Here is a 12,518-nt window from a genome sequence, read left to right as displayed (position 1 = left end):
CTATTTCCTCACAGAATTTGCAGTTGTTTAGCGAGTTTATAATGATGCCCTTCAGTATCGACCAGGCGTTTTTTCATGCTTATTAAATCAATCGGAATCGGTCGATTACTGCCATTAATAATCACCGCTTTATTGCGCATTCCCGACTGAATACAACGCGCGACTTCACTGGCCATAATGGTGCCCTGGTAAATCTCTTCACAGGTAGGGTCGCCATTACGCAGGCCGTAACCGATAATGGTTTTACGAATACGGACACCGATTAACGGTTCAATTTGTTTAATTAAGGTGTCGATAGCACCCTGGAAGCCCGGTGAATATTCACGGGTATAGCCTTCCGAGCACAAAATAATCACGCTGTTCTGCGCGGCCAGCCGCTGCGTGATACGCTCAGCCAGCTCCTGCGGCGCAATCTGGCATTCGGGGATCAGCGCGAAATCCGCATTAGACTTGATCGCCGACTGCAGGGTTAATTCGCCGCAATAGCCGCCGAGCAACTCCACCATAAAAACGCGACCGGTTAACGCACGCCCGGTATTGCGTAATTTCGCCACCTCTTTTAATATCTGCTCGCAGGCGGTGGAGAATCCAATACTGTAATCACTGCCAAATACGTCATTATCGATGGTCATGCCAACGCCGAAACAGTTGACACCAAATTCGCTTAGCGTATGCAGGAATTGCAATGAACCATCGCCGCCGGCCATAATTAACACATCAATACGCAGCGACTTAAGATGTTTAGCAATGCTCTCATATTCGGGCCGAATTAATTTTTTGCTGGTGCGTCCCGACTGCATTACCGGAATAGCGGCAATGGCATAATCCACTAAATCGCGCTGGGATATTTCCTGGTGATTATTTTCCAGCAGACCCGGTATTCCGCCATTGAATAACACCATTTCCGCCTGCGTTAAGCGCGATATTTGGTACACAAAGTTATTAATCCCGGTGACATCGCCACCGCTGATCACCATGCCAATTCTCATTGTCATCACCCTTCATGCTGTGCGTCTGATATTCATTCTTCCGATTAACCGACTTGTTATTTGCAACGGATGTCACACTTTTGCCATGAATTTCCCTGTTGAGATCGTTGACAGCGCTTGTTGATGGCTTAATTTTGTGATTTAAATCACATCCACATTTCAGGCTTTTGATAACAATATCTACCAAAATCATACTGTTATATTTAAATCAGCCAGCTAAACTTACCGGTATAATTAACGCCGCTAACGCTCGTTTTCTTTCGATCTATTTTGTGATTTCCCGCGCATTTTTATCGTTCACTGACATTTATTCCGTAAAAGATAAAGGGATAATGATTGCGTGCGTTATTTCCCTGCCAGTGCCAGTCAATGATTGACTCAATGCGGCTGCGCTTGTCCAATACCGTGGCGGATAAAGAATAAATAAGAGAGAAGATGAGCATGCAGAAGGAAATGTTGCGTGAGTTGGCTGACGTGGTGGGTGACAAGCAGTTATTAACCCATGCTGATGATAAAGCCTGGTATATAAAAGGGTTCCGCGTCGGACGTGGCGAAGCGCTGGCGGTGGTGTTACCGCAAAGCTTATTACAGCTGTGGCAAACGTTGCAGGTGTGTGTGGCGCACGACGTCATCGTACTGATGCAGGCCTCGAATACCGGCGTCACCGGTGGCTCCACGCCCGACGGCAACGATTACGATCGCGATGTGGTGATCATCAGCACCCGCCAGCTTCAAGGTGTGCAGGTGATCGATCAGGCGCGTCAGGTGATTGCGTTTCCCGGTACCACCCTCACCGAACTGGAGCACACCTTGCAGCCACTGGGCCGCGAGCCGCATTCGGTGATTGGCTCGTCCTGCATCGGCGCGTCAGTGGTGGGCGGCATCTGTAATAATTCCGGCGGTTCGCTGATTCGCCGCGGCCCGGCCTTTACCGAGAAGTCGCTGTTCGCGCGTATTCATGACGATGGCCGATTAGAGCTGGTCAATCACCTGGGTATTGCATTGGGCGAGACGCCGGAGGCAATGCTGGACGCGCTGATGCAGCAGCGCTATCAAACCGGCGAGCAGCCCGACTGGCAGGGGAAAATCTGGGCTGATGATTACGCCGATCGCCTGCGTGACGTCGCGGCAGACTCTCCGGCACGCTTTAACGGTGACCTGCGCTACCTGCACGACAGCGCCGGCAGTGCAGGAAAAGTGGTGGTGTTTGCCGTGCGCTTGCCCACCTTCGAAGCCAGTGCCGGCAGCGATACCTTTTACATCGGCACCGATGATGAAAGCGTGCTGGTTGAACTGCGGCGTTATCTGTTAACCCGCATGAGCGAGTTACCTCTGCAGGCGGAATATATCCATCGCAACGCCTTTGATTTGACGGTGCGCTACGCCAAGCATATGTATCTGGCAATCCGCAAACTCGGTCCGCAGGCAATTCCACAGATGATGGCAAAGAAAGCCAAATGGGATGTGCGCGTCAGTCACCTGAAGTTCCTGCCACGCAATTTTGTTGATCGGATGCTGCAATGCTTTAACCAACTGACGCCGGGCTTTATCGCGCCGCGCATCATGGCTTACCGCAGCGAGTATCAACACCATTTGATGATTAAAGTCGAGTCGCAGCAAACCGCTGAACTGCAAGCGCTGTTGCAGTCATTCTTTGCAGAGCACGCGGGCGGCTTTTTCCACTGCGATGCACGTGAAGCGGCGGATGCGTTTCTGGTGCGTTTTGGCGTGGGCGGCTGCACCATCTCCTACTGCGATGCGCTGGGTTACAACCCCAACGAGCGGCTGGTGGCCTTCGACGTGGCGCTACGGCGAAATGATGATGCGTGGCGCCTGACGCTACCGGATCACCTGGCGATGCAGGTGCAGGTCGATTCATGCTGTGGGCACTTCTTCTGTTTTGTGAATCACCAGGATTACGTGCTGAAACCGGGCTACGACGCCAAAGTGTTTAAGGAAGAGGTGAAGCGGTATCTGGAGCAGCGCGGGGCTAAATACCCCGCCGAGCACAATGTCGGACATCTGTATGAGGCTTCATGTGAGCACGTGGAGCACTGGAAGCAGCTCGATCCTACCAACAGCTGCAATCCGGGGATTGGCAAAACCAGTAAGAAGAAGTTTTGGCGATAAATGTAGCATCGGCAGCCAGGTCGCCATAAATGGCGTAATGCCGATCAGTTAAGCGCTGAGCGACTTTCGTTCGCCATCGGCTGAGGCAGTTTCATCTACGCCGTGCGGCGACCGAGAAGAGGGCGTCTGGGCCACGCCCTCTTCACTCCCCGGCCCTGCGCCAGCCCATCCCGCCGCTACGCGGTGCCTTCGCTCCCTCACGATTCCTGACGGACCGGCGGCGATTCGCTCCTGCTCAGCGCCGCCTCTCGCCGCATCCCTGCGGCTCGCCCTGGAATCCCTCACTCGCTCAGCGGGCTGGGATGTCGCCTCAATACCCGCGCTGCAGCAGCAATGCCTATTCCTAAATCATCATCGCTGGAACGCCTGTAGGGTTGCCATTCATGGCGACCCGGTAACCCAAAATCTTCAGCCAGCAAAATTTCAAATCAGATGCGGTAATGACAGGCAACGGTGTTGAGCGCTATCCGCAGCGCCGAGCGCAGAGGGACGGCCAGGATGAGCCGACAGGACGTCGGCGAAAGCGCGGCATGAGCCAGGGATGGCGAATCCGCGCGGTCCGTCAGGCCGGAGTGATAAGCGAGGGAACAGCGAGGACGGCGCAGGCGCGGATTGCTAAGGTCCGCGCCTTCGGACCTTAGCCCGGCCGCCGGCTTCACACATTCTGAAACTGCCATATGCATAGCGGGCGGAACCCCCGCAGAGCCAGTACGCTGCTTAACCGACGTGCATTACGCCATTGATGGCGACCCTACGGTTATTTAGCGGGATTTCGTAGGGTGCGCATTCAAGCGCACCTGGTCACCATGAATGCGCGTCCTGGCGGATTCATCGCGATTTTGACTCAGCAAACATCGATGCGATTATTTCGCGTATGCTTCGGTTGAGATGGTCAACGTCACGTCATCGCCTACCGCTGGCACATACTTATCCAGCTTGAAATCCGAACGCTTAATCACGCCAGTGGCATCAAAACCAATCGCCTCTTTTTTCACCATCGGATGCATACCCTGCTGATTCAGCGTGGCATGCAAGGTGACCGGCTTGGTAATCCCTTTCAACGTCAGGTTACCTTCCACGTCGAATTTGTTATCACCCTTGGCTTCCACTTTGGTGCTGTGGAATACCGCTGAAGGATATTTTGCGGTATCGAAATACTCAGCACCGAGAAACTCTTTGGTCAATGCAGGTACGTGGGTATCAATTTGCGTAATCGGCAGCGTGACATCAACGCGCGACTGCTGCGGCTGATCCTTATCAAATACGATTGACCCTTTGCTATTCGGGATATCGGCCGTCGGGTGAGAGAAACCAAAGTGCGTCCAGGTCACGATGACCGAGGTGTGCGCCGAATCGAGGGCATAGTGCATCGCTGCAGCCTGTGACAAGGGGGCATAAAGCGTAGCCGCCGCCAACAGTGGCAGCGCAAGACGGGTAACGTTTTTCACTCGCAGTTCCTTTTAGATCGGGATAATGCAGTGAGTGTCGCCCTTTACCCGCTAACTAACCAGTGAAGAGATTTGCTGGTGACTGTCAAATATATTCAAAAATATCAAATGGAAACAATTACAGACTGCGAAGGTTTCATTCCATTTTATTTGCGAACAAAATCAACCAGCGATGCCTTTCACGCAGCAGGCGATAGTGAAGTTGCTGTAGCTGCTGTAGCGTCAGCGACTGGATGGCGGCGCGGTTAAGAATGGGTAAGCCAAACTGCTGGCGCAGCGCTTCTTGCGCACGCTCGCTGTTGTCCTGGTTTAGGCACTGCATCGCTAAGTTGGCCTGCCAGGCCGCGAGATTGGCTGCAGGAATAGCGGCGATTTCAGCGAGCATGTCTCGCATAAAGCGTTTGCAGTGGCCAAGCAGCGTGCGCCACGGGATATTCGGCGACTGCAGCGCCAACAGTAAACCATCGACATCCGCAACTCGCTGATAGCGCGCCGACACCACATAGCCAATTTGCTTCTCCACCCGCAGCTGCTGGAAGAAACGCGTTTCCAGCATCAGCGCCAGCGTGCGTAACGCCGCGAGGCTGGCGTTATCTGCGTGCGGCAGCGGCATAAACAGTAACAGCGCCTGATCGCTCCCGTCACAGGCAACCGGCATCACGCCGCGATGCAGCATGGCAGGTGGCGCATAGCGCGCCAGTTCGGGGGAGAAATCGCTGAGCAGATGAGCCACGCGCTGGCTTAACGCACCTTCTATGCCGCACCACGCGACCAACCATGGTGGTGTTGCCTGCGGCGGGATCAGTTTGCCAGGCAAAGCGGCCAGCAGCTGACGAATAACGATAGAGTGCGTTGTCGTGACGAGTTGATCCTGCGCCGGTGCGTTAAGCGCCTGTAATGCCTGATGCACGCTTAACAAAGCGCGATCGGCGCAAGCAGGCAAATTAAGCACCAGCTGCCAGCTACCCTGTTTTTGCTGCCAGCTGCCGTTGCCACCGGCGTGACGCAACTCAGCCAGCACCGGACGCAATAAGCGTTGCCGCGCCTGCGCTTCCTCATCGCGCAACAGCTGATAAAAGGCTGGGCGCAGCAGCAGCGTCTCAACCGATTGCACGGGCGCAATCACCGGCAGCGGCTGCGCCACTGGCGGTAAGCGAGGCAAGCTTAGCTGTGCTGACGCCGGATAAAAGTGAAACGTCGCAGGTTCGATGGCGACCCACGGTTGGGGCAACCATTCAGCCAGTGGCAGCGTAAATCCCTGTTTCTGCTGCGGTATACCCTTCAGCTGTTGCTGTGTGAGCAAACGCCTGCGTGGGCAATGAGGCAACGCAGAGGCAAAGTCCGTCAAATTAGCGGGAACGGTTAAGCCAGGCGCGAAGCCGAGCGCCCTGCCACGTAGCTGCTCCAGCGCGGACGCGGCGGCGAAATCCTGCTGGGCGAGCTGCGCGTAGTGCTGATGCTGCCGCGCATGCGCCCCTCTTAACGCGGTGAGATGCTGCCAGAAGTAGTGTTCAATACGTTGCGCCTGCGCAGGAGCAAGCTGCACAGCGCTAAAACGCAGCGCCAGCAACGCGTGTTGCGTATCCTGCCACAACCACTGGGCGTTAAAGGACTGACATAGCCCTTCACGGCGCAGTAGCGCCATTAAGCTGCCGGGTGCTTCATCTTGCCAAAAAGTATTCAGCAAGGTGACATTGTCACGAATAGTGAGCTCATCGCCGTCAATCAGCAGCGTCAGCCAGAAGCTCTCTTCCCCCGCCAGCTGCAGCAAACCATCGCCTGGCAGCAGTAGAGGTTCGATTGCCGCTGGGGTTGCACCACCCGTTAATAATCCGCTACCAAACAGCGACGCCAGCTGCGCCAGTTCATCGAGCGATTGCGGACCTTGCAGCCAAAGCTGCATGTTATCAGCGTGATACCAATGCTGATGAAATGCCTGTAACGCCGCACGCAAATCAGTGACGTTGTCACCAAATGCCGCGCGACTGCCCACGCGAAAGCGTTGAAAACGGCCTTGCAGCGCATCAAGCAGCGCCGCTTCACTCAGCGTTTCAGCATGGCTTTGCAGCAGCTGATACTCAGCATCAATCACCGCAACTTCCTGCTGGATAGCCTGCGAGGTGAGCAGCGGTGCCGCGAGCATATCGCACAGCCGCTGCACGCCGGCTGATAATGCTACTGCCGGCAGCTGGCAGAAAAAGGCGCTGCGGCTCAGCTGCGTGGTGGCATTCACCTGGCCACCCTGCTGCTGCACCCACGGCATCAGGCGGTTGTCGTCGCTGAAGTTTTCACTGCCGCAAAACAGCAGATGCTCAAGCAAATGCGCCAGGCCTGGCCAACGATCCGGCTCATCCAGGCTGCCCGCCTGCACGCGCATTAACGCCGCCGCATCGCGTGCGCCGGGTTGATGGTGCAGATAACAGCGCAGGCCGTTGGCGAGCGTGATCTGGCGCGCGTTCATCAGGTGACGCGCTGCTTAAAGATCAGTTCGGAGTTGCTACGATTGCGGAACTGCAGCTGCTGGATTTTGATATCACTGCAATTAGCCTGACGCCGCGCTTCGAGGATTTTACCGTGATGCGGCGACTTGCTGCACACCGGATCGGTATTGTCCGCATCGCCGGTCAGCATAAACGCCTGGCAGCGACAGCCGCCAAAGTCCTTCTCTTTCTCATCGCAGGAGCGGCACGGTTCCGGCATCCAGTCAAAACCACGATAGCGGTTAAAGCCAAACGAGTTGTACCAGATGTCATCCAGCGTGCGTTCCAGCACCGACGGGAACTCGACCGGCAGCTGACGCGCACTGTGGCACGGCAACGCGGTGCCGTCGGGCGTGACGCTAAGGAAGATCGATCCCCAACCGCCCATGCAGGGTTTTGGCCGCTCTTCATAGTAATCCGGCGTGACGAACAGCAGATTGGTCAGATTGCCGCTGGCGCTCATGCGCTGACGATAATCGGCCACCACTGCTTCGGCGTTGGCGATCTGTTCGCGCGTCGGCAGTAATCCTTCACGGTTAAGCTGCGCCCAACCATAGAACTGACAGGTTGCCAGTTCGACATCATCGGCCTCCAGCTCGATACAGAGATCGATGATTTTGTCGATCTGGTCGATATTGTGGCGATGCAGCACAAAGTTCAGCACCATCGGATAGCCGTGTGCTTTCACCGCTTTCGCCATCTCCAGTTTCTGCTGGAAAGCCTTTTTCGAACCCGCCAGTGCAGCGTTTAACGTTTCATCGCTGGCCTGGAAGCTGATCTGGATGTGATCGAGCCCGGCATCAGCAAAGGCGTCGAGTTTTTTCGCCGTCAGGCCGATGCCCGACGTGATCAGGTTGGTGTAGAAACCGAGATCGCGCGCGGCGCGGATCAGCTCAGGCAAATCTTTACGCGTTAGCGGTTCGCCGCCGGAAAAACCGAGCTGCACGCTGCCCATGGCGCGCGCCTGGCGGAACACCTCAATCCACTGTTCGGTGGTCAGCTCTTTCTCCTGCTGGGAGAAATCCAGCGGATTGGAGCAATACGGGCACTGCAGCGGGCAGCGATAGGTCAGTTCTGCCAGCAGCCACAGCGGCGGCGTAACGGCTTTACTCGGGTTCACGACAGAGTATCCATTTTTGTTCGACGGCAGATTGCAGGAACTCTTTAACGTCATCGCCCACGCCGCCCGCTTCCGGGAAACGCGCATCCAGCGTAGCGGTGATCGCGGCCACATCCTGTTTGCCATCCACCAGTTCGAGGATCGCCGTGGCGGTTTCGTTTAGCTTGGCCATGCCTTCCGGATAGAGCACGACGTGGCTCTCCTGCGCCGCTTCCCACTGCATGCGGTAACCGCGACGGAAAGCAGGAATAACATTATCTTTCATATGTTTATACCAATCTTGTACTGTGCCAGGACACCTGATCGGTGACCGTATGATAAGGCGGACGCTGCAGTGCATACGCCATGGTCATGGCATCTAGCATGGTCCAGAGAATATCGAGCTTAAACTGCAGAATCTCCAGCATGCGATTCTGCTGCTCGGCGGTGGTGAACACCTCAAGCGCCAGCGCCAGGCCGTGTTCCACATCGCGATTCGCCTGGCTCAGGCGGCTGCGGAAGTAGAAATAACCTTCCTCTTTGATCCATGGATAGTGCTGCGGCCAGCTATCGAGGCGCGACTGGTGAATCTGCGGCGCGAACAGCTCGGTCAGCGAGCTGCACGCCGCTTCCTGCCAGTTGGCCCGACGGGCAAAGTTAACGTAGGCATCCACTGCAAAGCGCACGCCCGGCAGCACCAGCTTCTCTGACAGCAACACGTCGCGCTCCAAACCCACCGCTTCCCCCAGCTGCAGCCAGGCTTCAATACCGCCTTCATGGCCGTTGCTGCCGTCGTGATCGAGAATGCGCTGCACCCACTTACGACGCGTCGCCGCATCCGGGCAGTTGGCCATGATCGCCGCGTCTTTCAGCGGAATATTGGTCTGATAATAGAAGCGGTTCGCCACCCAGCCCTGAATCTGCTCGCGCGTCGCGGCACCATTGTGCATTGCAATGTGGTACGGATGATGAATGTGGTAGAACGCGCCTTTGTCGCGCAGCGCCTGCTCAAAGGCGGCGGGCGCGAGTGCTTCGGTAATGATCACGATGCAAACTCCTGCAGATGAATCGCCATGCCATCCCAACTCACTTCAATGCCCTGCTGCGTCAAAAATTCACGCTGCGGCGACTGCTCGTTAAGGATCGGATTGGTGTTGTTAATGTGAATCAAAATTTTGCGTTTGGCCGGCAGCGAAGCCAGCAACGCCATCAAACCTTGTTCTTCGGCCAGCGCTAAATGCCCCATCGCCTTGCCGGTATTTTTGCCGACGCCGGTGGTCAGCAGCTCATCGTCCTGCCACACCGTACCGTCAATCAGCAGGCAATCGGCTTTTTGCAGCCACGGCATGATCACCGCATCGGGCTCACCGAGTCCCGGGGCGTACAGCAGCGTTTGGCCGTTGGCGGTGTTTTCAATAAACAGCGCCACGTTGTGTCCCGGCAGCGGACGATCGCGATACGGCGAATAGGGCGGCGCGTTGCTGAGGATTGGAATGGCGGTGAATTGCAGGCTGTGGCACACATCAACGCGGAACGGCTCCAGCGGCGTTAACGCATGATGCTGCAAACCGCCGTTCCAGTGCTGCAACATGGTGAAAATCGGGAAGCCGCTGGTGAGATCGGCATGCACTTCTGGCGTGCACCATACCTGATGCGGGCAACCTTCACGCAGGCTGAGCAAGCCGGTAGTGTGATCGATTTGGCTGTCGGTGAGAATAATGCTGCCAATGGCGGTGCCGCGCAGCACGCCCTTTTTTATCAATTCTGGGGTGTGGGCAATTTGCTGGCTGATGTCCGGCGAGGCATTACACAGCACCCAATCTTCACCGTTGTCGCTGACAATGATGGAGGATTGCGTGCGCGCCTGCGCCTGAATAGTGCCGTTACGCAGGCCGCTGCAGTTGGCGCAGTTACAGTTCCACTGCGGGAAGCCGCCGCCAGCCGCTGAACCGAGGACTTTAATAAACATGAATGTTGACCAGAGAGAGAAAACAAAATGCCCGCACGAACGGCGGGCAGAAGTCTTAGCGGTTGGAGATGTACAGAGTCACTTCCAGGCCCAGACGCAGGTCAATAAACGCAGGTTTTTTCCACATAATTTTCTTCCTCTTCTTCAGTCAAAATGCAGAGAACTCTCTGCTGGAGATAATTGCAGCTGTGACGTAGATCACATTGCAATCATGACGCGCGCAGATGTTGCGCCAATGTAGCGAGCAGATCAACCCTGATTAGGTAAGGGAATTGTGCTAATCCCGCCAAATCTGGTGCAACACGCGCTGCCAGTTGCCCCAGGCGAGCTGCTCGAGTGCCGTTTGATCGTAGCCCAGTGAGCGCAACAACGCATACAGGCGCGGCAATCCGGACACATCTTTCAATGCTTCGGGCACGCTGATGCCATCAAAATCGGAACCCAGCGCCACATGATCGCTGCCCATTATCGCGATCAAGTGCTCAACATGTTTAACAATTTCGATCAATGGCGTGTCGTTATCGCGTTTGCCATCGCTGCGTAAAAACGCGTTACCAAAATTCACACCCACCACGCCGCCGCTGTCGCGAATGGCACGCAATTGATCGTCGGTGAGATTGCGCGGCTGTGCGCACAGCGCGTGGGCGTTGGAGTGCGTCGCCACCAGCGGCGCGGTTGACAGACGCGCGGTGTCCCAAAAAGCTTTCTCGTTCATGTGCGACAGATCAATCAGCATACGATGGCGATTGGCTGCGGCAATCAGCTGCTCGCCGGCGGCGGTTAAGCCTGGCCCGGTGTCCGGCGAATGGGGAAACGCACCGCTGACGCCCTCGCCAAAGCGATTAGGCAGATTCCAGAACGGGCCGATGCTGCGCACGCCGGCCTGATAAAAAGCGTCGAGCGCTGCGCCGTCGGCATCAAATCCGTCCGCCCCTTCGATATGCGCCACCAGCGCCAGCACACCCTCGGCGCGGCAAGCGGCAATATCCGCGGCGCTGAGGCACAAACGCGCGCGCCCGGCGGATTGCGCCGCCAGCGCTTTAAGAATATCGAGCTGCTGCCAGAGAATCTCCAGCGGTTGCAGATTTTCCTGCGCGCGCTGCGGGGCGACCTCTTGTACATAGCGCGGCGGCGGCACAAACAGGGCGAACAGACCACCGGCAAAACCGCCCTGCTGCATACGAGGAAAATCGAGATGGCCCTTTTCAATACCATGGAAAAAGGCCTGTGCGGGATCATCGCGATGATGCAGCCACAGATTGAGCAGTAGGTCATTATGACCGTCGAAGGTTTTTAGCATGGGGAGATCTTTGACGAAACAACATGCCGCCATGCTACGCGCGCGCTACTGTTTCGCCAAATTTCGGCGCACAAAGGGTTAGTTCTGCGCAACCTGTAAGCCATGATAAAACGTCGGTTTCACATCAAGATGCTGCTGGATTGAACCGTATTTTTGGTAGAAATCGGCGGTCTCCTGCTGCTGGGCGATGGTGGCGTCATCAATGCTCTGCCAATGTGATTTCCGGCGGGAGAACGATTTCGCTGCGGCCTCTTGCGGGAAGCCGATGATCTTCGCCAGCGTGGTGGAGTACTCATCCACATGGCTGTTGGCCCAACGATCGGCCGCGGCTAAACGGTTAACGTAATCCTGCAGCGCGGCACGTTTGCCATCGTCTTGCAGCGCCGCATCGGTGGCGGCGAGGAAACTGTTGCCGCTGGACAGCCCTACGCCATTCACCAGCACTCGGCCGGTGTTGGTCACTTCCGCCAGCGCAGTGTAAGGATCCCAGGTTGCCCAGGCATCCACCGAGCCGTTGGCCAGCGCGATGCGCGCATCCGCCGGCGTTAAGAAGCGCCATTTGACGTCTTTATCGCTGATACCCGCCTGCTCCAGCGCTTTCAGCGCTTCAAAGTGACCAATCGATCCGCGTCCGGTGGCGATGTTTTTGCCCTTGAGTTCGGCAACCGTTTTGATCGCTGAATCCGGGCTGACCAGCACCGCCAATCCTTCAGGCACCGATTTGCTCACCGCGACCGCTTTCACCTGCGAACCGGCCGCCAGCGAGAACAGCAGCGGCGCATCGCCGATAATACCGGCATCTACCGCACCGGCATTCAGCGCTTCTGCCAGCGGCGCCGCAGCCGGGAACTCGGCCCACTCGATTTTGTAATTGAGGTGATTTAACTGCTGTGCCGCTTCCATTTCGGCGTGCATATTTCCCTTTTGATCGGCAATACGCAGCGTTACGGTTTCAGCCGTTGCCGCCCCGCTGGCTGCCACGATCAATAGTGCCAAAGCTGCTCTTTTCATTGTGTTTTATCTCGTCGTGCAAAACCCCAGCCTAACCCGCGCGCGTCAAATGACCGATGCCGATTTCGCATGTGAAATGCCGCCTGGCGCAT

The 12,518-nt window shown here is 56.3% G+C and carries 11 protein-coding genes; 1 reads left to right on the top strand and 10 read right to left on the bottom strand.

The features are described from left to right. Nucleotides 1-8: 8 nt before the first annotated feature. Nucleotides 9-989, bottom strand: a complete 981-nt coding sequence (locus WH298_RS18745; RefSeq protein ID WP_180823745.1) for a 6-phosphofructokinase — start codon at nucleotides 987-989, stop codon at nucleotides 9-11. 435 nt (nucleotides 990-1,424) lie between these two features. Between WH298_RS18745 and dld the strand changes: the two genes are divergently transcribed. Next, nucleotides 1,425-3,119 (top strand): D-lactate dehydrogenase, encoded by a 1,695-nt coding sequence (gene dld / locus WH298_RS18740; RefSeq protein WP_180823546.1) that lies wholly within the window; start codon nucleotides 1,425-1,427, stop codon nucleotides 3,117-3,119. 863 nt (nucleotides 3,120-3,982) lie between these two features. On the opposite strand, the gene WH298_RS18735 is transcribed toward dld, so the two are convergent. The 9 genes from WH298_RS18735 to WH298_RS18695 all read right to left on the bottom strand — a co-directional run bounded on the left by WH298_RS18735 (nucleotide 3,983) and on the right by WH298_RS18695 (nucleotide 12,426). Then, the gene (locus WH298_RS18735; protein ID WP_180823545.1) at nucleotides 3,983-4,567 is read right to left on the bottom strand and encodes a YceI family protein; all 585 of its coding nucleotides are present in this window, start codon (nucleotides 4,565-4,567) and stop codon (nucleotides 3,983-3,985) included. A gap of 136 nt (nucleotides 4,568-4,703) precedes the next feature. Further along, nucleotides 4,704-7,028 carry a pyrroloquinoline quinone biosynthesis protein PqqF gene (gene pqqF / locus WH298_RS18730; protein ID WP_180823544.1) on the bottom strand — a complete coding sequence of 775 codons (2,325 nt, stop codon included), beginning with the start codon at nucleotides 7,026-7,028 and terminating at the stop codon, nucleotides 4,704-4,706. After that, nucleotides 7,028-8,167: a pyrroloquinoline quinone biosynthesis protein PqqE gene (pqqE, locus tag WH298_RS18725; protein ID WP_180823543.1), complete on the bottom strand. Its 1,140-nt coding sequence runs from the start codon at nucleotides 8,165-8,167 to the stop codon at nucleotides 7,028-7,030. The genes pqqF and pqqE overlap by 1 nt, the downstream gene beginning before the upstream one ends. Next, a complete protein-coding gene (gene pqqD, locus WH298_RS18720) occupies nucleotides 8,154-8,432 on the bottom strand; it encodes a pyrroloquinoline quinone biosynthesis peptide chaperone PqqD (RefSeq protein ID WP_180823542.1) in 279 nt (92 codons plus the stop codon). Before pqqD ends, pqqE begins: the two co-directional genes overlap by 14 nt. A gap of 4 nt (nucleotides 8,433-8,436) precedes the next feature. After that, complete coding sequence (gene pqqC, locus WH298_RS18715) at nucleotides 8,437-9,192, bottom strand: pyrroloquinoline-quinone synthase PqqC (protein WP_180823541.1); 756 nt, start codon at nucleotides 9,190-9,192, stop codon at nucleotides 8,437-8,439. Beyond that, complete coding sequence (gene pqqB, locus WH298_RS18710; protein WP_007891804.1) at nucleotides 9,189-10,115, bottom strand: pyrroloquinoline quinone biosynthesis protein PqqB; 927 nt, start codon at nucleotides 10,113-10,115, stop codon at nucleotides 9,189-9,191. Before pqqB ends, pqqC begins: the two co-directional genes overlap by 4 nt. A gap of 55 nt (nucleotides 10,116-10,170) precedes the next feature. Continuing rightward, on the bottom strand, nucleotides 10,171-10,242 hold the full coding sequence (pqqA, locus tag WH298_RS18705; RefSeq protein WP_002905689.1) for a pyrroloquinoline quinone precursor peptide PqqA: 72 nt from the start codon (nucleotides 10,240-10,242) through the stop codon (nucleotides 10,171-10,173). A 150-nt stretch (nucleotides 10,243-10,392) separates the two neighbouring features. Next, nucleotides 10,393-11,415 (bottom strand): dipeptidase, encoded by a 1,023-nt coding sequence (locus WH298_RS18700; protein ID WP_036621913.1) that lies wholly within the window; start codon nucleotides 11,413-11,415, stop codon nucleotides 10,393-10,395. 78 nt (nucleotides 11,416-11,493) lie between these two features. Then, nucleotides 11,494-12,426, bottom strand: coding sequence for an ABC transporter substrate-binding protein (locus WH298_RS18695; protein WP_180823540.1), 933 nt, complete (start codon nucleotides 12,424-12,426; stop codon nucleotides 11,494-11,496). Between the last annotated feature and the right edge of the window lie 92 nt (nucleotides 12,427-12,518).

This window comes from Pantoea nemavictus, assembly GCF_037479095.1.
GTDB lineage: Bacteria > Pseudomonadota > Gammaproteobacteria > Enterobacterales > Enterobacteriaceae > Pantoea > Pantoea nemavictus.
This window is presented reverse-complemented; position numbering and strand designations above follow the sequence as displayed.